The following is a 21,580-nucleotide window of genomic DNA, read 5'->3' as shown; positions in this document are numbered from 1 at the left end:
TCGCAAGTGAGTCGTTCGAAAGTGGTCTGCTCGGATGCTATCAAATAAACACGGTCAGAATATACAGCACAAAGACCGCCAGGTGCCCAGCACCGTGCAATGCCGTCACTTTGGGAGTCAGTGCGGTAACGGCGGTCAGCACCAGGGTGATACCTAATAACGCAAGGTTGGTGGGGTTTTCAGCCAGGATAACGTCTTGGCTGGTGATCAATCCAATGGTGAGCACGACGGGGATGGTGAGCCCCACCGTCGACACGGCAGCTCCGTGACACAGGTTGCTCACGCGCTGGAGTTCGTTGCGGTAGGCGGCGCGTAGGGCGGTGACGGTTTCTGGAAGAAAGACGATGACCGCGATGATGATGCCTGCGAGCGCGGTCGGTGCGCCGAGTCGTGCCATCGCGTCGTCGAGCAGCCCGGCCATGACGTGGGATAGCAACACGATGGGGATAACCAGGGCAATCAACAGGGTGCTGCGAGCGGTCAGTTCACGGCGATGGTGTGCCACGACGCGACCCACACCAGGGCTGGTGTCACCGACGCTCTGGGCGGGGTGCTCAGTGGTCTGGGGTTCTTGGAAGTCGGTGCGTTGTGCCCCTATCTGCCGAACTAAGAAAAACGCGTAGAGCAGGATGGTGAGGGTCAGGATGAGTGCGGCTTGGCCGGTTGTGTAGGAGCCGTCGGTGCCGATCATGCCGGGGACGACGAAGGCTATGCTCAACAGCACGACCAGCAGGGTGAGATAGCTTGTGGTCCCGACCGGGTTGAAGCGTGGCCCGGTGTGTCGGAGCCCTGCGATGAGTAGTGCCAGGCCGATGACGAGATTGAGGATGATCATGCTCACGGCCATCACAGAGTCACGCGCGATGTTGGGGTGCTGACCGGGGCCCAGCATCACGGCGGCGATCAGCACCACTTCGATCACCACGATTGACAGGGTCAGCACCAGGGTCCCGTATGGGTCGGGCAAGCGTTTGGCGATGGCTTCGGCCTGGGTGACCACACCGAATGCGCAGCCGGCGATGATTCCGACTAACGCGGCCAGGAGTATGACCAACGGGCCGGTACTGAGTGGACCAAGGTCCCCGAGGAACCAGAGGAGGGTATACGTGCCCCAACCGAGAAGCAACTGGGTGACTGTGGTGGGGGTGACGACACGACGAGCGGTTGCGATAGACATGAGACGTGGCCTCTTCTGTGGGCCGTCCCGACTTCGTGTGTGCGCTCCGGGCCGTCCCGGAGGCTGTGAACGGTCCCGAGTGTAGCAAAGCGGTCGGTATCCTGCTGGGCCTACAATGGTTGCGATGCGTGACCCGAATCTGATTCCTTCGTCGAACTCCCCGTTTGATCTCGCGGTGGTGGCCGCGGGCTTACCTGCGGCGCCACTGGTCGATGAGCTCTTGGCAGCTGACGCCGCACAGGCTGTTGGGTTACGCGGTGTTGTGATCGCGCCTCCGGGCACCGGTAAGACCACCGTGGTGCCGCCGACGATCGCCAATCGAGTACTGGCTTCTGGCCGGTCCGGCAAGGTAGTGGTCACCCAGCCCCGACGGATGGCTGCCCGGGCTGCTGCACGCCGGTTGGCACAGCTCACCGGTACACGCCTTGGCGAATTGGTCGGGTATTCAGTTCGTGGGGATCGCCGTGTCTCGGCTACAACGGTCGTGGAATTTGTGACCACCGGCGTGCTGTTGCGCCGACTCGTGAACGATCCTGAGGCCGCAGATGTCGCTGCCGTGGTGCTTGATGAGGTGCATGAGCGCCAACTCGACACCGATCTGGTCTTCGGATTGGTCCAGCAGTTGGCCGAGTTACGTTCCGCCGACGATCCTCTTGACATTGTGGTCATGTCGGCGACCCTAGAGGCAGACTTCTGGGCGGCACGACTCCCCCAGCCTGATGGGCAGCCGGCCCGGCTTTTTGAGGCTCACGCTGTGACCTATCCCCTGACCGAACACTGGGCGCCGTTACCGGGCACCCAACGAGCCCTCGATGCCCGCGGCGTGAGCCCACAGTTCTTGGACCACGTCACCGGAACAATCCTGACCACAATGGATCAGGAGTCGGACGGGGACGTGTTGGTATTTTTGCCTGGTGGACGAGAGATCGATCGGGTGGCCCGTCAGCTCGAGGACCGACTCGGTCGCGCCGCTGCAAGGGAAGTCTTACCCTTATTAGGCTCGACACCCGCCGCCCAACAGGATCGGATCCTGTCGCCCGACCGGACATACCCTCACCGGCGCGTTGTCTTAGCCACCAATGTGGCCGAGTCGTCACTGACAGTCCCCGGGGTCCGAATCGTGGTCGATGCTGGCCTCGACCGACAATCGCGGCTCGACACGGTGCGCGGTGTCTCCGGGCTGGTTACCGTTGGAGCTGCAAAATCCGCAATGACACAACGTGCCGGACGTGCCGCACGTGAAGGACCGGGATTGGTCGTCCGGTGTCTGAGTGATGCCGAATATGCGGCACGACCTGCACACCGTCCCGCGGAAATACACACGGCTGATCTCACCCAGGCTGTCTTGGATCTGGCCTGTTGGGGCGCCCCTGATGGATCTGGTGTGCCCTTACCCGAGCCGCTCCCAGCACGCTCGTTCACCAGCGCTGTGGAGGTGCTGACACAGCTGGGAGCGCTCACCCGCCAGGACGCTGATGGGACGCTCCAGGTCACACCACTGGGACGGCGGCTGGCTCAACTTCCGGTTGATCCTCGACTGGGACGGGCCCTATTCGACGGCGCAGAGTTTGTGGGTGCCCGCAGGGCCGCTGAAATTGTTGCAGCGCTGACGTCAGAGCAGCGGGCCGAGGGCGCCGATCTGGGTCAGCTGATCCGTCGGCTTCGTGCCGATCGCCCGAAACGTTGGACCGATGATATCCGCCGATTGCTGGCTGTTCTGGAGGAACCTTCCGTGTCCGAGATGAACGATCCGCTTGCGTATGGGATCGTCACCGCCCTGGCCTTCCCGCAGCAAATCGCTCGACGACGTAAACCCGGGACACCGAAGGCCTCAGGCGATGAGTACTTGCTCGCGTCAGGCACTGCGGCGGCGTTGCCCCGCGGTTCCAGCCTCAATGGCTGTCAATGGTTGGCCGTGGCTGACGTGACGCTCCACGGCGACCGAGCGATCATCCGCACTGCTGCTGAACTTGATCAAGACCATGCCGAACTTGCAGCCGGCCCGCTGCTGACCCATGAGACCCAAGCGCGGTTTGTCGATGGAAAAGTGTCGGCTCGAGCCGTCCGGCGGCTGGGAGCCATTGAGCTCTCGTCCACTCCGATCCCGCCGACCGCCCAACACACTCGCGCGGCGGTAGCAGCCGAAATCCGACGTGACGGCGTCGTGGCTTTTTTCAGTGTGGATACTACCCGCCAGCACGCTGGTTTTAAGACCCTCCGGGGCCGCTTGGGTGTCCTGCACCGCGTGCTCGGGGCACCGTGGCCGGATGTCTCAGATGAGGCTTTAACTCAACGGCTTGAGGAGTGGTTAGCGCCAGAGCTTGAGCAATTGGCCGGCGGGGTCCGAACGGACCGGATCGATCTGACCGGTGCGCTTCGTCGTGTGTTGCCCTGGCCTGAAGCCGCTTCTTTGGATGAGCTCGCGCCCGAACGCCTTCACGTGCCGTCCGGCTCCGCAATCCGGCTGGATTGGCCATCCCCTGAGCAGCACACCGATGAGGAGGTCGCAGCACCCGTGCTCGCGGTCAAATTGCAGGAATGCTTTGGCTGGACCACAAGCCCGACGGTGGCTGATGGCAGGGTACCTGTGGTGTTGCATCTGTTGTCACCTGCGCGACGCCCTTTGGCCATCACCACAGACCTAACCAATTTTTGGCAGAACGTGTACCCTCAGGTGCGAGCAGAAAATCGGGGCCGCTATGTGAAACACCCGTGGCCAGAAGATCCGCTTGCCGCAACAGCGACCGCGAAGACCAACCGGGCGTTACGAAACACCAAGCGCTAACGGCGCTCTTCGTCGATGAGGTAACTTCGCACCTCTTTGACCTTCGCGGTCTTGGCGTGCCCGGCGAAGAGCATGATGTGATTGAACCGAGTCGTGGTGCCATCAGAGTGTACCAGCCGTCCCTCGGCGCCACAGTCGGTGCCGTGGGTGATCACCGTGGCGATATGCAACTCTTCGACCGGCGGCTGCTGAAGTAGCCATTCACCAACCGCATCAGGTCCGGTAAGCTCCTTGACACCGACTACGTCCCACCGAATATCTTCTCGCAGGAACGAGACCACAGCATCATGGTTCCGTTCAGCGAGCGCTACGAGGAGATCACGGATCACCATTTTCCGTGGCGCATTGCCGCAATCCTCGGGTGCTTCAACCACCCGCAGAGGAACATTCTCCCGGGGAACTTCCATGCCAGCCATCACAGAAGGGTCAGGGGCTCGAATCCCCTTACCCCTTCTCCGTATTCCGGCCGGTGAGTTTATCGCGCAGACGATCCACCATGCCCACGCCCGCTCCAACTGTTTTATGGAAGAGCTCAGAGTGCGGGGCGTTTGGGTGAGGTCTGGTTGGTGCCAAGGATTTCGCCTGGGCAACTTTATTGCCCAGTTCTATGCGCTCGTCCGCTGGGATATGTTCACGCAACCCGGGGAACTGGTCTTGTTCTTCGTCTTCGACGTGATGGCGCAGTTGCGATTCCAGTTCCTTCACCAAGGACATGAACTCTTCGGACTCGGCGTCGGCATCTTCGAGCTTTTTCATCACATCGACAAGCTCATCGTGCTCTTGTTTATCGTGTTCGACCTCTTCAGCCCCATTGGGCAGGTATTTTTCCATCGCCGGGTAAACATACATTTCCTCAGCAACCGCGTGCCGCATAATCTCGGCGATCACCGCGTCGGCAGTATCGCGGCGCTCTTCGACCGTGGTGGCCTGTTGGATCTGACCGATGAGATCTAACATATCTTGGTGATCCTCGGTGAGAAGCTCGACGACGTCTTGTTCTTGATTTGCTTTGAAGGTGCTCATACCTGTCCTTCCAGAACATACTGGGGCACTTTGAACTCGTAACACGTGGCTACCAATAGGCTAACGGTCTCGTGCACCTGCTGCCAGGTCCCGGGGCCAGCCATCAATCAGCGACATATCCCCCAGCATCTTTCTCGCAGCTTACCCTTGGCCACCAGACCAGACGATCGTTGAACACCCGGAGGATGGTTCCACCGTGATGCACCCAGACGGCCCTCGTGTGGCCCAGCTTTGCCAAGATTTTCGATTGCGACCCATGGTTGGGGGCGGTCATGATTCGTTAGTGTCGAATATCGAAACCCACGTTGGGCAATACCCCGAAGGCGCTACCGCAGGAGGTTGTTATGCTTCGACAAAATGTAGCCGATGGCGTGCACGTGCTTACTCGTGCCAAAGTGAATTGCTATCTCATTGAAGACGACGACGGGGTGACCCTGGTGGATGCGGGCTTGCCTCGCATGTGGGCTGCGGTCCACGAGGCTTTGAGGACTATCGACCGCAGCGTACAAGATGTTCGCGCCCTGATTCTGACGCACGGTCATTTTGATCACGTCGGATTTGCTGCACGTGTTCAACGCGAATGGAATGTGCCGATCTATGTTCATCATGCCGATGCAGGCTTAGCCGCTCATCCCTACCGGTACACTCCACAGCGGAACCGTTTCGTCTACCCGTTCCTACACCCGCGCTCCCTGCCCATCATCGGCAGCATGGCGGTCGGAGGTGCACTACGCGTCAAAGGCGTGTCCGCCTCCACCCGGTTTGGTTCAGGCGACGAACTGCCGGTTCCAGGCCGCCCGGTCGCACTACATACGCCAGGTCACACCCGCGGCCATTGTATGTTTTACCTCGCCGATCGCGACGTGATGATTACCGGCGATGCGCTCGTCACGCTCGATCCATATACGGGCAGAACCGGCCCGCAAATCGTGGCGTCTGCGGCAACCCAGAACACGCGCGAAGCACTGGGGTCACTCCAAACCCTGCAAAAGCATCCGGCCAGTGTGCTCCTGCCGGGTCACGGGGATCCGTGGTTCAAAGGCACTGAGAAGGCCTTGCGCTATGCGCAGGCCATGGGGGAGCACTAACGACGCCAGACCCACACACTGGGTTGGCTACTGGTCCAGATCCAGGTCTTGGAGTTCAGTCAAGAATTCTTGCACAATTGGGCCGTTGGTTTGTGCCCCGCCCACACCGTCGTGCACAAATGACGCGAGCGCGATATCGTCCTGAGTTGCCATTAGCCAGGTGTGAGCAATCGCTTCACCATCCGCTTCAGATTCGGCTGTACCAGTCTTTGCCAACACAGGTGACCCCGGCACCTCTTGCAGGATCGGTACGGTGCCGTAGGCGACGGGCCCGGCCATGAGGTCCTGCAATTGTTCGGCTTCTTTTGCGGTCAGCGGCTCATCGACCGGTAGGTGCTCGTTATCCTGAGGATCAACACTGGGTTCCGAAACGACCACCGGTGTTATGGTTTCTCCTGCAGCAACCGAGGCGGCAACGGTAGCCATGCCCAATGGCGAGGCTTCCACTGCCCCTTGACCGAAGAGACCGGCAGCATGGGTGGTACCTTCCGCATCGGCAGGTACATCACCTAAAAAGGCCCCTGCATAGCCCACGCGAGGGTCTTCGACCAGGCCTAAGGCTGCGGCAGCCTCGTGCAGCTGCTCGGCGGAGATCTCATCGTGCTGGCCAACAAACGTGGTGTTACAGGACTGGGCCATCGCATCGGCCAAGGTGATGTCTCCGACGTATTCGGAAGGGTACAGTTCAAAGTTCGAGATCTCTAAACCATCAACATTCAGGGTGGGTGGGCACTCGACCGTAGATTCCGGGGTGAGACCATTCCGTACCATCGCCAGAGCGGTGACGACTTTAAAGGTCGACCCGGGGGCATATGAGGCCGTCATCGCCAGCGGCCACGTCAGTTCTTCGGGCCCGTCAGCGGCAGCCAGAATGTGTCCGTCCGATGGTCGCACGACCACCATTCCGGCCGGTTCCTCGGAATCAGCTATGCTTTGTTCTGCTAGCTGTTGAATCTCAGGGTCAAGCGTGGTGGTGAGTGATTCCCCATCGGTGGCTGGTCGACTGAATTCAGCTGGTGTGCCATCTGGGGTGTCTTGGGCTGCCGAATTATCGACGCTAATTTCCAGCCCGTCGGTGCCGGCGAGATGATCGTTATAAGTCCGCTGTAAGCCGGAGAGTCCGGTGGCGACGCCAGCAGTGAATTCACCATCGGAGTCTTCAATCTGTTCAGCAGAAGGTTGTCCGTACGAACCCAGGAGTGAGCGCGCGAACGTTGAGGTCGGACCGAGCACCATGGTGTCTGCGAGACTCGTTGCACCAAGAATTTGCTGTATTTGTTCGGTGGGAATATCGGTTTCTGCGTTGTCGCGCAACACGATGAACTCGACCCAGGCGCGTTCCCCGGCGGCCAGCACACGCTCGACCAACGGCTCAGCATCCAAGTCGAGTGCTTCCGCTAGTTCCGTAGCAGATGAGGTGAACATGTCTTCGACCTCCTCATCAGACGGTTCAGTCCCCTCAGCAGCCAGGCTATCGAGCACATGTGTCTTATCGATCCCGATGCGCTGCACGGGACGCTCAGTGGCCAACGGTTGACCATGGGTGTCGAGAATGTCACCACGCTGTGCTGGATCAACGGTCACTTCTACACGACCGCCTTCGGCCAACCCGGGTATCAATGTGTCCGCTTGGAGCAGCGGTCGCCACTGCTCAGACTCGTCATGCCATACCAAAGTGGTCTCGGTGGTGTAAGACCAGGCGTCCTCAGAAGGCTCTTCCTCGTCGGCCGAAGCTTCACTTTCACTGCCGGTGCTGGATAGATCCCAAGTCACCGTATACTGCGCAGTCGCTGTGACCGGATCTTCATCGGATGCCTGATCGGCTTCATCGACGCTTGCCGAGTCTAGGCTGACCGACCGCGGGTAGCGAGCTAGCGATTCGGTGGCTTCCGCGAGAGTTGCGGGCTGCGTGGAGCCATCGGCCAATGCTGTGTCGTTGAGGGCTTCGAGCTGTTTCGATTCCAGGTGGTCAGCGAATTGCTCGGCGGCTTCCGTGGGCTCATCGTATCCCGGCCCACAAGCGCTGAGTCCTAGGGCACCGACCACGAGCAGTGCCGTCAGGCTCAAAGCTCTACGCGGAGCTGAGCCAGTGAAATACTCGGGTGCAGGCTGTGAGTTTGCTGAGTGTGACGTAACCATGGTGGGTAGTCTAGTGGCCCACAACCCTGCCTACCACCCGTGACAAGGGTCATTACCGCTCTGGCTCTTTTGAGGCAGGGATGGGCGTCTGTTGATACAACACTAACCGCCACGCACCGTTTTGACGGATGTAGACGCTCGACATTAGCGCAAGGAACTCGGGTTCGCCCGCCCGGAAAGCGTGACCGGTGTAGACCAGTGCGGCGGTGTCTTCAGTCAATCGGAGAAGCCGTTCGTCGCGAATTTCGTACCGGTCCCACGGCGGTGCGTTGTTGAGGGAACCAAGCACCGCATCGCGATCTAACACGACCCCATGGGAAAGAAGCATTACCGCATCTGGTGTCATGATCTGAGCGTAAAAGTCTGCTCCGGTCCCCTCGCAAAGGGACTTCCATCCGCGATGTTCGAGTGCCAGGAGTTCCTCGATAGTCATATACAACACATTAGACGATAGCGACGGAAGACAGCTGCGCGGTTATTGAAGCGCACTCGATGTGCTGGTTGTGCCGCGGAATGATTAACGGTTTCAACCCTGGTTCGCAACGCAGCGACCCAGGGGTTAAAAGAAAATCTCGGGAGATCGTTCCGACGACTTCCCGAGATTTCTAACGTGGAGCTAAGGGGATTCGAACCCCTGACCTCTTCCGTGCCACGGAAGCGCGCTACCAACTGCGCCATAGCCCCGTATCAAGTTTTTGTGCCGCCCTGCTGGGCAACATCCTCTAGTATACATAGCTTCATTTCGAAAACAAATTCGTAGTGTCGCTATGCTCGCGTGATCTTAAACACTGGTTTGCGTTAGAGTAAATGAACCGTGTTCGCCGCTATCTGACTGCAGCACGTGTGCCCGACAATTCGATAACCGCGGCACGCTTGCATAATCTTCGTCCGCATATCCGACCAGCAGATGTGCAGCGGCGCGCATAGCGTTGCCATGGGAAACAACTAGTAAGACGTTTGCTTCCTTGAGCGCTTCGATGACGGCCCGAGCGGTTCTGCCACCAGACTGGCGAGGTGTTTCACCACCAACGGGGCCGGCGTCCAGATCGGGCAGGCGGAATGCGGCGTGCTCATCGGGCCATCGTTCGGCAATCTCAGTAAAGAGCAGGCCTTCCCATTCGCCCCCGGCGGTCTCTTGAATATTTTCTTCGAGTACGCAGGGGACGTGACGGTCGCGAAGTAGGATGCGCGCAGTATCATGGGCGCGTTTCAATGGCGACACGATGGCCGCGTCGAACTCCGTGTGTCCCCACCGGTGGGCAGCTTCGCGTGCTTGGGCGTGCCCGGTTTCATTGAGCGGGATATCTTGTTGCCCCTGGAACTTCCCGTTGAGGTTCCAGTCGGTTTGGCCGTGGCGTAGGAACACGATCGTTTTCATCTCTACAGTCTCACCTATTCAGCTTTGTGGTTCATCAGCTTGCGGGAGATCAATTTGTGGCGCATCAGACCAGAGACGGTCTAGTGCGTAGTTTTCGCGCTCTTCGTTGTGTTGGATATGAATCACGAAATGACCGTAATCCAGCAGCACCCAGCGGCCTTCAGTCTGACCTTCGCGACGTAGCGGCTTCAACTCAAGCTGTTCACGTAGTGCATCTTCGATTTCTTCGATAATCGATTTGACTTGTCGTTCGGTTTGCGCTGATGCAAAAAAGAACGCGTCGGTAATGCCCAACCGGTCGGCCACGTCTACCGCGGAAATGTTTTCGGCTTGTCGCTCGGCTGCGGCATTGGAGGCGATGTGTAGCGCCTTGAGTGTGGGTTCGGGTACTGCCACGAAGCTCCTTAGAAAGTTAACGGGCGAGCAGAATAATAGCGATGATTAATGCAATGAGACCAATAGCAAACATGATAATTGCCGACATGCGAAGTCTGCGCTCCGGGGCTTCGACGTCTTTAGCATCAAGGGTGTCTAAACCGTGTGCAGAACTTGCTTCTAACGGTTCACGCGGGTCACGTTCTGGCTCCGGTTCGACCGGTGCACGAATGAACTCTGCCAGGGGTGGTTTCTTGGTCTCACGGGACGGTTCTTCCGGTGACTTAGTGTCGGCTGCTTTTTCTTCGTCGATCTTAAACGGGCCAGTAACAAACGGGCCTTGAGTAGACCGGCGTCTGCGACGGCCGCGCCCCGGAGTGGTCTTCTCGGACTGCTCTGATGCGGAGGCCTTCTCCTCTTGGGCTGGTACTGCCGCAGTTGCAACTTCAGCTGTGTCAGGCTCGGCTTGGGGCTGGTCAGCTATATCCTCTGCTGTGGCCTCAGAGGAGTCGTCCCCGGCATCCTGGTTCTCGGATTCCACGAGTTCAATAGCCGCTGTTTCTAGGTCCTGGAGCTCTTGAGATTTCTCGGCGAGCTCTTTCTGGCGGCGAAGCAGCTTGGGATCGATGACGTTGGGGTTACTCTCCCCAAGCTCAATGATCTCTTGGGTGAGACGTTCAGTTTCAGCGCGAAGTTCTGCCCGCCGGATTTCGATCGTATCGAGACCGCTGAGGTCGGTGATCTCGGTGGCTGACAGATCGTGCATGCCGGTAATTTCGACATCCAGCACTTCTTCGTCAGCCGATTCAATGGATTGCTCGGCAGGTGTCGGGTCGGTCTCTAGGGGCGTTATGGCCGGTGCCGGTGCCGGTGTGGTCTGGGGTGCAGTGGCACGGCGGCGAGCTTTGGCTTCTGCTTCGCCTTGCTCTCGATGGAGGCGTTCCACTTCGGCTCGTCGTTCGGCTGCGCGTTGAGCGTCAAACTTGCGAGCTTCACGACGCGAGCGTGGTTTGCCTGACTTGGTCTCATCGACAGGCTTGCTGATAATCGGCAGCATCCCGGTGGACGTGACGGCTGAATCGGCCCGTCGACGTCGACGTTCCGCAGGAGTTTCGGCGACTTCTTCTGCTGGCGTGTCATCCTCGGGCTGAGGTATGGGATCCAGTGGTGGAACCGGTGTTGCGTTTTCGTCACCAGTGTCCTCGGTGTCTTCAAGGGCTGCCGGAACGGGCTGCGGTTTTTCAGTTGGCGTTGTGTCGCGCTGTTCGACTTCTTCGGACCACCGCTGGATTTCTGCGTCCCGTAGCTTCGCGCGCTCGGCACGTTCGCGTTGGAGCCGTAATTCTCGGCGGGAAGGATAAGGATTACTCATCGGCTTCCTCCGGTCGGTTGTTCAGTGATACGGGCGTTTGCGGTGTCGTGTTCGGTCGCGCAATTCTTCCATTGGGATCGATATACAGACCGTACTTGCCAATGTATTGCACCACCCCATCGGGCACCAGATACCAGACAGGCTTGCCCTCGGCGACGCGTTCCCGACAGTCAGTCGACGAGATCGCCATCGCGGGGATTTCCATCAGGGAAACCTCTTCGGACAGGCCGAAGTCGGTGAGTTCATGACCTGGCCGCGAGACCCCAACGAAGTGGGCTTTACCCCACAGCTGGTCGACGTTTTTCCAGGTCATGATTTGTTCCATCGCATCTGCGCCGGTGATGAAGAATAAGTCTGCATCGGGGCGCAACGTTTGGATATCGTCCAACGTGTCGGCCGTGTAGGTTTGGCCGCCGCGGTCGATATCAACTCGAGATACCGAGAACCGAGGGTTCGACGCGGTGGCGATCACGGTCATCAAGTAGCGATGTTCTTGGGGTGAGACGTCTCGGCCCGATTTTTGCCAGGGTCGGCCGGTCGGCACGAAAACGACTTCGTCAAGATCAAACTCTGCAGCGACCTCACTTGCAGCCACGAGGTGTCCGTGGTGAATGGGGTCGAAAGTGCCTCCCATGATGCCCAACCGAGTGCGGCGGGCAGGGGGTGTGCGGTGCAGAGGTTTTGTCACAGGCGCGTTAGCGGTTTGAAGGGGTAGAGGCGCCCTGGTGTGGCTGTGCTACATCAGTCGATGCGGGAGTGTCTGGGCGAATCGCGACAGAACGTAGCGACATGATTGCCAACAGCAGGAACATCAGCGCGGCAAAGATCGCGATGCCGTAGACGAGCGGGTCAACGGGCAGTTCGTTGACGACAGTTTCTTCTGCTGTTGCAAGGAACAGTTCCATGGGTGTGTACTCCTGTAGATACGAGTGTTGCTAGTAGGCCAGCTTACCGAATTTTTATTCGGTCATGGTGACGGTGTCTTGGCTAGTGTCGGATTTGTCCGTCGCCGCGCAGGATCCATTTGGTCGAGGTGAGTTCTTCTAGACCCATGGGGCCGCGGGCGTGCAGTTTCTGGGTCGAAATGCCGATTTCAGCGCCCAAGCCGAACTGTCCACCGTCGGTGAAGCGCGAGGAGGCGTTCACCATCACGACTGCTGCATCAACCTCAGCGATGTACCGGTCGGCGTTGGAGAGATTTTCGGTGACGATGACCTCGGTGTGACGCGTCGAGTAGGTTTCCACGTGCTCGATGGCCTCGTCGATGTCACCCACGATCTTGACTGACATTTCCATGTCGAGGTATTCGGTGGACCAGTCGTCTTCGGTGGCCGCTACCGCATCAGAGACCCAGGTCGCTGCCGTGGGATCCACGTGTAACACCACTCCAGCGTCCTGGAGGGCTGTCAGTACTTTGATACCGGTGTCTTTCGCATCGCGATGAATCAAAACGGTTTCGGCCGCGTTGCATACCGATGGCCGGTGTGTCTTGGAGTTGAAGACAATGTCGACGGCCTTTTGCGGATCGGCGGAGGCGTCCACATAGACGTGACCAACGCCGGCGCCGGTCTCGATGACGGGTACGGCGGCGTTTTCAACGACCGCACGGATCAGGCCCGGGCCGCCACGAGGGATGAGCACATCGACACCGCGGCGGTAGGTCATCAGCGCATTGGCACCTTCGCGACCCAGCTCATCAATCCCCTGAACGAGGTCGGCGGGGAGTCCTTGGCTTTCCAGCGCGTCGCGCAGCACCCCGATGGTCACCCCGTTGGTGGTTTCTGCTGCCGAGCCGCCGCGCAAAATGACAGCGTTGCCGGATTTGATGCCGATCCCGGCGATGTCAACGGTGACATTCGGGCGGGCTTCATAGATCGCTCCGACGACCCCCAGCGGAACGCGCACCTGCTGCAGGCGGATACCGTTGGGCAAGTTGTTGCCGCGGACCACGTTCCCGATCGGATCCGGCAAGCTGGCTAGATCCCCCAGGGCAGACACCAACCCGTCAATGCGGTCATCGGTGAGCTGCAGACGATCCAGGAGCGCGGCCGGAGTGTTATTCTCCTTGCCGCGGTCAAGATCGGTTGCGTTGGCTTCTAAGATTTTTGCCCGGTTGGTGTCGATGGCATTGGCCATGGCCGCCAAAGCGGCGTCTTTGTCGGCACGTGATGCGCCGGCTAAGGACTTCTGGGCTTGACGTGCAGCCTTCGTGATCGCTGCGATCTGTTGGGTCACGGACTGGTGTGTAGCGGTCATGGTTTGATTGTAGCTGGTGTGTTAACTGGTCAGTGTCGTCTGCTTCACGATGACCGTGTCATCGGTGTGCACCACAACGCGATCGTATTCTGGGCCGAGTTCTTCGCGCAGCTGTTGGGTGGATTTGCCAACCATTGCCGGCAGCTCGGTCACCGAGTAGTTCGTCAGCCCGCGGGCCACCACAGTACCGTGCGAGTTCACGATTTCTACCACATCGCCCGACTCAAACGTCCCCGTAACACCGATAAGCCCCGCCGGCAAGAGCGACCGGCGTCGAACAGTGATGGCTTCCACCGCGCCGTCATCGATCATGATCCGGCCCCGGGAGACCGCCATGTGTGCCAGCCAGGCGTTGCGGGCAGATTTCCGTTCCCCCCGAGAAGCAAACCACGTCCCGATGTCTTGGCCATCAATAGCGGCTTGTGCGTTTTCTGCCGATGTCAAGAACGTCGGGATGCCAGCATCAGTGGCAATCGAGGCCGCTTGGAGCTTTGTCACCATGCCACCGGTGCCGATGGCCGAGCCGCTATCCCCCACCGAAATATGGGACAGGTTGGCATCGGCTGAAACGTTGGCGATACGGCGTGCCCCGGCCTCGGTTGGGGGTCCGTCATAGAGGGCATCCACGTCGGTGAGCATCAACAGGGCGTCGGCTTTGACGACCGAGGCGACTAACGCGGCAAGGCGATCGTTATCGCCGAACCGAATTTCGTGCGTGGCCACCGCGTCATTTTCATTGACCACCGGCACGATCCCGAGGTTCAGCAGGCGGTTGAGGCTACGAAACGCGTTGTTGTATTGGGTGCGCCGCATAAGATCTTCGGCGGTTAGCAACACCTGGGCGACACTGATGGAGTGCTTCCAAAACGATTCAGAATACTGGGCCATCAGGCGGCTCTGGCCGACTGCGGCTGCAGCTTGTTGGGTGGCTAAGTCTTTGGGTCGTTTCTCCAGTCCGAGTGGCCTGAAGCCGGCAGCTATCGCACCAGAGGAGACTAAAACAACTTGTGCTCCCCCGTGATACAACTGACCGACCACGCGCGTGAGGGCGTCGATCGCAGGGATGGAGACGCTCCCCTGACCATCGGTTAGCGATGAGGACCCAATTTTGACCACGATGCGTCGCGCGAAGCGAAGCTGGGCGCGATTGGTGACCGGGTTGGGGGTTGACAGGTTGGGCGTGGACACAAGGTGGCTTTCTAGTCGTTGGTGGTTTCGTCGTCGGTCCACAACCCGGAGCGTCGTTCTTCTTCCATTTCGGCTTGAGTTGCGGCTCGAGCGGCTTTCCGCTCAGCGTAGTCGTGGCGTTTTTCTTCGCGGGTCGGACGTTGGCGCTCCTCGAAGCGCACGTCTTGACCTCGGGGTCCTGCCAGGTGTTCTGCCCCGGTGGTCATGGTTGGTTCCCAATCAAAGACCACACCGGATTCATCGTCACCGATGACCACGGCATCGCCGGGTAATGCTCCGGCGTTGAACAGCGCTTTCTCGATACCAAGACGCTCGAGTCGGTCGGCCAAATAACCGACGGCTTCGTCGTTGTCGAAGTTCGTTTGGGCCACCCAGCGCTCGGGAGTTTCACCGCGAATACGGAACAACGGTTGTAGGCCGCGTTCTTCTTTGACCAGGGTGAACTGGTGGGGTTTCGCTCCGCGACGGCGGTGTTGTGGTTCGATGGTGATGGTGGCCGGCTGTTGTTGTTGAGCTTCTACTGCATCGGCCAGCTGGTCGCGGGCCTCGGTCACGAGTTGGGCCATCGCGTACTTCAGCTCATTGAGACCTTTGCGGGACACCGCCGAAATTTCGAAAACGCGTAGACCGCGGGATTCGAGCTCGGCCCGGGTCATATCGGCCATGGCCTGCCCGTCTGGCAGGTCGGTCTTATTGATGGCCACCAGTTGAGGGCGATCTAGCAGTGGGATGAGTTGTTCGCCACCCTCGGTCAGAATAGGCTCGACCGCATAGGCTGCGAGTTCTTTTTCAAGAGCCTCGAAATCCGAAATCGGGTCCCGATCGGATTCTAGCGTCCCGGCGTCCAGCACGTGTACGAGTGCGTGCGTGCGTTCTACGTGCCGCAAGAATTCCAGGCCAAGGCCCTTTCCTTCAGACGCCCCGGGGATCAGTCCGGGCACATCAGCCACGGTGAACCGGATGCCGCCGGCGTCGACGACACCGAGGTTGGGCACCAGCGTGGTGAAGGGGTAGTCGGCGATCTTGGGTCGGGCTGCAGAGATCGCGGCGATCAACGAGGACTTCCCTGCTGAGGGGAATCCCACCAGCGCAATATCGGCGACTGTTTTCAGTTCCAGCACGACACTGCGTTCTTCACCGGGGATACCCAGCAGCGAGAATCCCGGTGCTTTGCGTTTCGGCGAGGCCAGTGAAGCGTTCCCCGCTCCCCCGGTGCCGCCGTGCGCCAAGATGATTTCTTCGTGCGGGACCACCAGGTCGTGCAAGATGTTGCCGTCGAGATCTTTGATTACGGTGCCCACGGGCACGGGTAGGTAGAGTGTTTCACCGTTTTTGCCGTGGCGTAAATCTCCCTTGCCGGGCTCGCCGTTGGACGCGTTCCGGTGGGGCCGGTGGTGGTAGTCCAGCAGTGTGGTGACATCAGGGTCGGCGACGATCACGACGTCGCCGCCGTGGCCACCATTGCCACCGTCGGGTCCACCTAACGGCTTGAATTTTTCGCGGCGCACCGAGGTTTCTCCGTGGCCACCGTTGCCCGCGGTGGCATGAATGGTCACCCGGTCAATGAATTGTGACATGTGGATTCCTCCGTGCGTATGTATTGAAACTCAAAGCGGGGGCGGACCAGGGGCCTGGTCCGCCCCCGCTGGAGCGTTAGAAAACGAAAAGCTTCTTAGGCTTCAGTTGGGACGATATCCACAACTTTGCGTCCGCGACGGTTGCCGAATTCAACAGCACCGTTCTGAAGTGCGAACAGGGTGTGGTCTTTGCCAACACCGACGTTACGACCCGGGTGGAATTTGGTGCCGCGCTGGCGGACCAAGATTTCACCGGCGTTAACGACCTGGCCGCCAAAACGTTTCACACCAAGAAACTTGGGGTTAGAGTCACGACCGTTACGTGTGGAACTAGCACCTTTTTTTGTTGCCATGAGTTAAATCCTTTACGAGTTGACCCGAAAACAGTTTACTTGATTTCGGTGATCTTCACGCGGGTCTGGTCCTGACGGTGACCCTGGCGTTTCTTGTAACCGGTCTTGTTCTTGTACTTCTGGATGACAATTTTCTTGCCACGGGTGTGCTCGAGCACCTCAGCGGAAACTTTGACGTTTTCCAGATCTTTTTTATCTGAGGTAATCTTGTCGCCGTCAACCAGCATCAGGGCTGGCAGCTCAATGGAGCTTCCGACGTCTGCTGCTTGGCGATCGAGGACTACCAAGTCTCCTTCAGAGACTTTTTCCTGGCGTCCGCCAGCGCGTACTATCGCGTATGCCATGTGGACTCACTTCTCTCGACGTTAATCAAAAATTTAATCAGCTGTTTAAACACCTGAGGGTCTTGGCTCACGAGACAAGTTGCCGATATGGGACACCATCTGCCAGGTTTCACAGCACCAAACAGGTAGTCTATCGGTTTTTGCCTCGTGATCCAAATTGATCATTCCCGCGGGGTTCCAGGTGAGGAGATCTCTTCAGCAGAAACCCCAACCCCCAGAATGGCCGACGACTTCACCGGCTTTTCTTGGGCGGGTGCCTGATCGTCAACACTGGCGGCAAAAGTCTTGCCTTGTTGTGCTGTCTGACCAGAAGCCTGCCGGATATGCGTTGCACCGGTCGGTGAGCTGGCTGCGCGCCGACGTTTCGGTGCAGCCTTCTCTTCCGCGGGTTGCGCCGCAGCAGGCTGCTCAGCTTTGACCTTGGCTTCAACCGCAGGTTGCTGCTCCGCCTTGGTTTCAGCAGCTGGTGTCTGCTCCTGAGCAGGTGCGCTGTGTTGTTGCGGCGCTACAGCGCGGCGACGTTTCCGGCCCGACCGTGACTGACGCTCACCTTTATCGCCAGATTCGGCCTGCTCTGGTTGTTCCGCCTTGGACTCTTGCTGGGTATCTTCTGTGGCGTCACCACGTCCGCGGTCACTTCTGCGACGACGACGCGAGGTCCCGTTCTTGTGCCCGGACTGCTTCTGATTGCTCGACTGCTTTTGGTGATCAGTTTGCTGCTGCTCAGCATCGTCCTGGCCCTCATTGTCGTCCAGTGTGGCAGCGGCGATCGAAGCCATCGCACTACGGGTTTTTTCAGCCTTTTCGTCTGGCTGCTGGTCCGAGGAGGTGTCCTGCTCTTGGTGCTGGTCATTGGCTTGCCGACGCCGGCTGCGACGAGTCCCGGCCTCGCCGCCACGGCGGCGCTGCGCTGCAGTCTCATAAGGTTTGCCACGTTCGATGGGCTCGTCATGGACAATGATGCCGCGCCCTGCACAGTGCTCACAGGTGTGGGAAAACACTTCGACCAAACCGGTTCCCATGCGTTTGCGCGTCATTTGGACCAAGCCCAGCGAGGTCACTTCGGCGACCTGGTGGCGGGAGCGGTCTCGGCCAAGGCATTCGACCAACCGACGAACAACGAGGTCGCGGTTGGACTCTAAGACCATGTCAATGAAGTCGATGACGATGATGCCCCCAATGTCGCGCAGCCGAAGCTGACGAACGATCTCTTCGGCGGCCTCCAAGTTGTTCTTGGTCACAGTCTCTTCGAGGTTGCCCCCGGAACCGGTGAATTTCCCGGTGTTGACGTCAACGACGGTCATCGCTTCGGTGCGGTCAAAGACTAATGAACCACCCGATGGCAAATTGACCTTCCGGTCCAGTGCCTTATGGAGTTGCTCATCTATCCGGTAGTGGCCAAACAGGTCCGCCCCGTTGAAGGCTTTCGGATCCCATTGCTCTAAGCGATCGACAAGATCTGGGGCGACATAGGTGACGTAGGCCTGGATCTTGTCCCAGACTTCTTCACCTTCGACCAGCATTTTGGTGAAGTCTTCGTTGAAGACGTCCCGAACGACCTTGATGGTCAGATCGGGCTCAGAGTGCAAGAGCTCTGGCGCCAAGACCTTATTGGACTTGGAGTGTTTTTCGATCTCTTCCCACTGGTTGCGCAACCGGTTGATGTCATTGAGGAGTTCTTCTTCGGAAATCCCCTCGGCTGCGGTACGCACGATGACGCCCGTTTTATCCGGGAGGTGCTCTTTGAGAATGGCTTTGAGTCGATTGCGTTCGGTATCTGGCAGCTTGCGGGAGATACCGGTCATCGAACCATTGGGGACATAGACCAGGTAGCGCCCGGGCAGCGAGATCTGTGCCGTCAGACGGGCCCCTTTGTGGCCCACTGGGTCTTTGGTGACCTGGACCAGCACGGAGTCGCCGGATTTCAGGGCGTTTTCAATCTTTTTGGCTTTGCCGTCGAGCTGGGCGGTATCCCAGTTGACTTCACCGGCGTAGAGCACGGCGTTGCGACCGCGACCGATGTCAACGAATGCGGCTTCCATGGATGGCAACACGTTTTGGACTTTGCCCAAGTACACGTTGCCGATTAGGGAGTCTTGTTGGGTGTTGGACACAAAGTGTTCGGCGAAGATGCCATCTTCCAACACGGCGATTTGGATTTGGCTCTCGCGCTGGCGAACCAACATCTTGCGTTCGACCGATTCTCGGCGGGCCAAAAACTCGGCTTCCGAGATGATTGTGCTGCGCTGCCGTCCACCCCGTCGATTCGAACGACGTCGTTGGCGTTTGGCTTCTAAACGTGTCGAGCCGCGCAAGGAGGTGACTTCGTCTGAACCGGAGGTCGATGCTTGGCGGGGGGCACGGACGCGGGTGACGGTATCTTCGGGGTCCCCGTCGCCGCCGCCATCCATTTCTAGGTCAACGTTGCCGCGCCGGCGTCGACGTCGACGATGTGAGACGGGTTGCTCGTCGTCCGTTGATTGCTGCTTTTGGTCGTCGTTACGTTTACCGCGGGAGCGTCGCTGGTTTCTCGAGTCGGAATCTTCATCAGCGTTATCGTCCCGGTCGTCATGCCCGTTACGATGTTTGCCGTTTTTGTCCTGACGATCTTTCCGGTCATCGTTGTCGTCGTTGTTGCGATCACGGCGGTCGGATTGTTGTTGCTGTTGTTTTTTGCGCGGTCGGTTCTTTTGGCCGCGATTATTTTCCTCGGGCTCATCGTCGGGTTCGGGTTGGCGCCGACGAACCGGAACCTGTGAGTAGTCCGGGGCCTGGAACAGTAAGGCGGTCGGGTCATCCGGCATCGGAGTGCCGGCAGTGACCGAATGTTGCGCAGTATTCATTTGTGGTTGTGTGTTATCGGCAGCTGGCATGCTGCGCCTCCCGGGCCTATCCGCGATCCGCACCCATCGCGCATAGGCCAATCCGGTTGTGCGTACGCCAGTGGCGAGTACGCACTACGAAAAAGCCTCAAGTGAACCGGTCTGTGCCGGAGCCAGCAGAAGCGTACAAGACAATTCAATAAAAACTTCAGGAGTTTGCGGTCTGGGATTCATACATCTTCATCTTCACGATGGAATCAACCTTCGCACCTGCAAACCATAAAGCTTCCGCAGGACCCACCGGGTGTGCGTGCCCAGTGTGGTCTCCCCCATTGTGACATACTTTCACCGAAAACTGGTTATTCTGGGCTGCTGCTCAGCTGACAGCCCTATACTTGGCCGGGTGAATACCGCAGTACTAAACCCCAATGACGCCGAAGCGCAGCCCTGGTACGCCACCAGTTTTGGCACGGCCATGGTCTTGATTATTGCAGGCCTCATCGGCCTGGGCGCCACCCTGGTGTTGACCTATGAACGCATCCAATTATGGATGGATCCGGACTATCTGACCTCGTGCGATTTTAGTGTCTGGGTCTCGTGTGGGACGGTCATGCAGTCGTGGCAAGCTGCATTATTTGGCTTTCCCAACCAGTTCATCGGCATTATCGGGTTCGCTGTGGTCATCACCATTGGTATGGCCATCGTCGGCGGGGCACGGTTTGCGAATTGGTGGTGGCATGCGACCTCAATTGGCTTGGGTCTGGCCATGGTGTTCTGTTTGTGGCTGTGGATCCAAGCCGTGTATGTCATTAATACGTTATGTCTGTACTGCATGGTGATCTGGGCGGTCACGATCCCCGCCGCCGTCCTTATTTTTGCGCGAAACGTCGCCCGTGACTTGATCAAAGTCACACCACGCACGAAGATGATAATAACAACGGCCGTCTGGCCCGCGATCATCCTGCTCTACGTGGTGATCGCTGCATCGATCATGCTGCGCTTTGGCGAAGCAATGTTTTAGGACACAAGTGGACGCGAACAAATTCAATGCCATGCCCCGACCAGAACTCACGCACCCCTATGTGCAGCTTCGGCAAGCTGCCTCGGTGATCATGCTGCGTGAGGCTGCCAACACGCTCGAGGTCTATGTGCAGCACCGGGCAACCACCATGGATTTTGCCGCCGGCGCGGTCGTGTTCCCAGGGGGTCGTACGGATCCTGAGGACGCCGAGTATGATTTCGGTGAAGCAGTTCGCCCCATCCTTTCGAACCATGCCAAGGGCTGGCAGAAAACCTCCCTGGGTTCGACAAACTCACAGGAGGCCGTGACCAACGCGTCGATGATGTTACGCACTGGCCTGCGCGAGGTTGAGGAAGAAACCGGCCTCGGGCTGGAACCGCAGATTCTGCGCCCGTGGGCCAACCTCATTACCCCGGTCGGTCTTCCGAAACGCTTTGATACCTTCTTTTATATCGCGACTCCAGACGACGACCTCGTGCCTGAGAACATCACCACCGAGGCCACATCAGCTGAATGGCTGACCATCGAATCGATCCTTCGGGACGCTGATGCAAAACGTATCGCGTTGATGAGCCCGACCCGGTTCTTACTGTCTGGCATCCTGGAATATGGCTCAATAGAAGGGCTGTTGCAACACGACCCGGTGGTTGAACCCATTCGAGGATTGTGAACCGACGTTAAA

General features: G+C 58.7%; 20 protein-coding genes and 1 tRNA gene. 4 read left to right on the top strand and 17 right to left on the bottom strand.

Translation table 11 applies throughout. The annotated features are described in order from the left end of the window. Positions 1 to 40 precede the first annotated feature (40 nt). Positions 41 to 1,177: a calcium:proton antiporter gene (locus J2S62_RS06420; RefSeq protein ID WP_310172733.1), complete on the bottom strand. Its 1,137-nt coding sequence runs from the start codon at positions 1,175 to 1,177 to the stop codon at positions 41 to 43. 124 nt (positions 1,178 to 1,301) lie between these two features. Here J2S62_RS06420 and hrpB point away from each other — a divergent pair, with 124 nt between their 5' ends. Beyond that, on the top strand, positions 1,302 to 3,962 hold the full coding sequence (hrpB, locus tag J2S62_RS06415) for an ATP-dependent helicase HrpB (protein WP_310172730.1): 2,661 nt from the start codon (positions 1,302 to 1,304) through the stop codon (positions 3,960 to 3,962). Here hrpB and J2S62_RS06410 read toward each other — a convergent pair. Both J2S62_RS06410 and J2S62_RS06405 read right to left on the bottom strand, forming a co-directional pair. Next, positions 3,959 to 4,336, bottom strand: coding sequence for a nuclear transport factor 2-like protein (locus J2S62_RS06410; RefSeq protein ID WP_310172728.1), 378 nt, complete (start codon positions 4,334 to 4,336; stop codon positions 3,959 to 3,961). The genes hrpB and J2S62_RS06410 overlap by 4 nt on opposite strands. 70 nt (positions 4,337 to 4,406) lie before the next feature. Beyond that, a complete protein-coding gene (locus tag J2S62_RS06405; protein ID WP_310172726.1) occupies positions 4,407 to 4,985 on the bottom strand; it encodes a hemerythrin domain-containing protein in 579 nt (192 codons plus the stop codon). A 344-nt stretch (positions 4,986 to 5,329) separates the two neighbouring features. Here J2S62_RS06405 and J2S62_RS06400 point away from each other — a divergent pair, with 344 nt between their 5' ends. Next, the gene (locus tag J2S62_RS06400) at positions 5,330 to 6,073 is read left to right on the top strand and encodes an MBL fold metallo-hydrolase (protein ID WP_310172724.1); all 744 of its coding nucleotides are present in this window, start codon (positions 5,330 to 5,332) and stop codon (positions 6,071 to 6,073) included. 27 nt (positions 6,074 to 6,100) lie between these two features. Here the strand turns inward: J2S62_RS06400 and J2S62_RS06395 are convergent, their stop codons facing one another. The 14 genes from J2S62_RS06395 to J2S62_RS06330 form a co-directional block, all read right to left on the bottom strand. Continuing rightward, the gene (locus J2S62_RS06395; RefSeq protein WP_310172721.1) at positions 6,101 to 8,212 is read right to left on the bottom strand and encodes a penicillin-binding transpeptidase domain-containing protein; all 2,112 of its coding nucleotides are present in this window, start codon (positions 8,210 to 8,212) and stop codon (positions 6,101 to 6,103) included. Between the two features lie 52 nt (positions 8,213 to 8,264). Then, positions 8,265 to 8,645: a nuclear transport factor 2 family protein gene (locus J2S62_RS06390; RefSeq protein ID WP_310172719.1), complete on the bottom strand. Its 381-nt coding sequence runs from the start codon at positions 8,643 to 8,645 to the stop codon at positions 8,265 to 8,267. Between the two features lie 178 nt (positions 8,646 to 8,823). Next, positions 8,824 to 8,896: transfer RNA gene (locus J2S62_RS06385), tRNA-Ala, on the bottom strand. A gap of 97 nt (positions 8,897 to 8,993) precedes the next feature. Beyond that, entirely contained in the window at positions 8,994 to 9,590 is a 597-nt protein-coding gene (locus J2S62_RS06380; RefSeq protein WP_310172717.1) for a histidine phosphatase family protein, read from the bottom strand. Between the two features lie 18 nt (positions 9,591 to 9,608). Then, positions 9,609 to 9,986 (bottom strand): ribosome silencing factor, encoded by a 378-nt coding sequence (gene rsfS / locus J2S62_RS06375; RefSeq protein WP_310172714.1) that lies wholly within the window; start codon positions 9,984 to 9,986, stop codon positions 9,609 to 9,611. 16 nt (positions 9,987 to 10,002) lie between these two features. Further along, positions 10,003 to 11,337 carry a hypothetical protein gene (locus J2S62_RS06370; protein ID WP_310172712.1) on the bottom strand — a complete coding sequence of 445 codons (1,335 nt, stop codon included), beginning with the start codon at positions 11,335 to 11,337 and terminating at the stop codon, positions 10,003 to 10,005. Beyond that, positions 11,330 to 11,971 carry a nicotinate-nucleotide adenylyltransferase gene (gene nadD, locus J2S62_RS06365; RefSeq protein ID WP_407650007.1) on the bottom strand — a complete coding sequence of 214 codons (642 nt, stop codon included), beginning with the start codon at positions 11,969 to 11,971 and terminating at the stop codon, positions 11,330 to 11,332. Before nadD ends, J2S62_RS06370 begins: the two co-directional genes overlap by 8 nt. A gap of 61 nt (positions 11,972 to 12,032) precedes the next feature. After that, positions 12,033 to 12,242 carry a hypothetical protein gene (locus J2S62_RS06360; protein WP_310172709.1) on the bottom strand — a complete coding sequence of 70 codons (210 nt, stop codon included), beginning with the start codon at positions 12,240 to 12,242 and terminating at the stop codon, positions 12,033 to 12,035. A gap of 82 nt (positions 12,243 to 12,324) precedes the next feature. After that, on the bottom strand, positions 12,325 to 13,593 hold the full coding sequence (locus J2S62_RS06355) for a glutamate-5-semialdehyde dehydrogenase (RefSeq protein ID WP_310172707.1): 1,269 nt from the start codon (positions 13,591 to 13,593) through the stop codon (positions 12,325 to 12,327). A 21-nt stretch (positions 13,594 to 13,614) separates the two neighbouring features. Beyond that, positions 13,615 to 14,781 carry a glutamate 5-kinase gene (proB, locus tag J2S62_RS06350; RefSeq protein WP_310172702.1) on the bottom strand — a complete coding sequence of 389 codons (1,167 nt, stop codon included), beginning with the start codon at positions 14,779 to 14,781 and terminating at the stop codon, positions 13,615 to 13,617. Positions 14,782 to 14,792: 11 nt separating this feature from the next. Continuing rightward, positions 14,793 to 16,358, bottom strand: coding sequence for a GTPase ObgE (gene obgE / locus J2S62_RS06345; RefSeq protein WP_310172700.1), 1,566 nt, complete (start codon positions 16,356 to 16,358; stop codon positions 14,793 to 14,795). A gap of 95 nt (positions 16,359 to 16,453) precedes the next feature. Continuing rightward, entirely contained in the window at positions 16,454 to 16,711 is a 258-nt protein-coding gene (gene rpmA / locus J2S62_RS06340; protein WP_310172697.1) for a 50S ribosomal protein L27, read from the bottom strand. A gap of 35 nt (positions 16,712 to 16,746) precedes the next feature. Further along, the gene (gene rplU, locus J2S62_RS06335; RefSeq protein ID WP_310172694.1) at positions 16,747 to 17,055 is read right to left on the bottom strand and encodes a 50S ribosomal protein L21; all 309 of its coding nucleotides are present in this window, start codon (positions 17,053 to 17,055) and stop codon (positions 16,747 to 16,749) included. A gap of 161 nt (positions 17,056 to 17,216) precedes the next feature. Continuing rightward, complete coding sequence (locus J2S62_RS06330) at positions 17,217 to 19,928, bottom strand: Rne/Rng family ribonuclease (RefSeq protein WP_425557003.1); 2,712 nt, start codon at positions 19,926 to 19,928, stop codon at positions 17,217 to 17,219. 352 nt (positions 19,929 to 20,280) lie between these two features. On the opposite strand from J2S62_RS06330, the gene J2S62_RS06325 reads away from it, so the two are divergent. Together J2S62_RS06325 and J2S62_RS06320 are read left to right on the top strand one after the other, a co-directional pair. Then, positions 20,281 to 20,898 (top strand): vitamin K epoxide reductase family protein, encoded by a 618-nt coding sequence (locus J2S62_RS06325; protein ID WP_310172688.1) that lies wholly within the window; start codon positions 20,281 to 20,283, stop codon positions 20,896 to 20,898. 7 nt (positions 20,899 to 20,905) lie between these two features. Continuing rightward, entirely contained in the window at positions 20,906 to 21,568 is a 663-nt protein-coding gene (locus J2S62_RS06320; protein WP_310172683.1) for an NUDIX hydrolase, read from the top strand. The last annotated feature ends 12 nt before the right edge of the window (positions 21,569 to 21,580 follow it).

This window comes from Enteractinococcus fodinae (assembly GCF_031458395.1).
GTDB classification, from domain to species: Bacteria; Actinomycetota; Actinomycetes; order Actinomycetales; family Micrococcaceae; genus Yaniella; species Yaniella fodinae.
Note: the sequence above shows the minus strand (reverse complement) of the source record. Positions and strands in the feature narration are given on the sequence as shown.

Coding starts and splice junctions, on each gene's coding strand:
- J2S62_RS06420 (WP_310172733.1), bottom strand. CDS start 1,177: ATGTCTATCGCAACCGCTCGTCGTGTCGTCACCCCCACCACAGTCACC.
- hrpB (WP_310172730.1), top strand. CDS start 1,302: ATGCGTGACCCGAATCTGATTCCTTCGTCGAACTCCCCGTTTGATCTC.
- J2S62_RS06405 (WP_310172726.1), bottom strand. CDS start 4,985: ATGAGCACCTTCAAAGCAAATCAAGAACAAGACGTCGTCGAGCTTCTC.
- J2S62_RS06400 (WP_310172724.1), top strand. CDS start 5,330: ATGCTTCGACAAAATGTAGCCGATGGCGTGCACGTGCTTACTCGTGCC.
- J2S62_RS06395 (WP_310172721.1), bottom strand. CDS start 8,212: ATGGTTACGTCACACTCAGCAAACTCACAGCCTGCACCCGAGTATTTC.
- J2S62_RS06390 (WP_310172719.1), bottom strand. CDS start 8,645: ATGACTATCGAGGAACTCCTGGCACTCGAACATCGCGGATGGAAGTCC.
- J2S62_RS06380 (WP_310172717.1), bottom strand. CDS start 9,590: ATGAAAACGATCGTGTTCCTACGCCACGGCCAAACCGACTGGAACCTC.
- J2S62_RS06370 (WP_310172712.1), bottom strand. CDS start 11,337: ATGAGTAATCCTTATCCTTCCCGCCGAGAATTACGGCTCCAACGCGAA.
- nadD (WP_407650007.1), bottom strand. CDS start 11,971: ATGGGAGGCACTTTCGACCCCATTCACCACGGACACCTCGTGGCTGCA.
- J2S62_RS06360 (WP_310172709.1), bottom strand. CDS start 12,242: ATGGAACTGTTCCTTGCAACAGCAGAAGAAACTGTCGTCAACGAACTG.
- J2S62_RS06355 (WP_310172707.1), bottom strand. CDS start 13,593: ATGACCGCTACACACCAGTCCGTGACCCAACAGATCGCAGCGATCACG.
- obgE (WP_310172700.1), bottom strand. CDS start 16,358: ATGTCACAATTCATTGACCGGGTGACCATTCATGCCACCGCGGGCAAC.
- rpmA (WP_310172697.1), bottom strand. CDS start 16,711: ATGGCAACAAAAAAAGGTGCTAGTTCCACACGTAACGGTCGTGACTCT.
- rplU (WP_310172694.1), bottom strand. CDS start 17,055: ATGGCATACGCGATAGTACGCGCTGGCGGACGCCAGGAAAAAGTCTCT.
- J2S62_RS06330 (WP_425557003.1), bottom strand. CDS start 19,928: ATGCCAGCTGCCGATAACACACAACCACAAATGAATACTGCGCAACAT.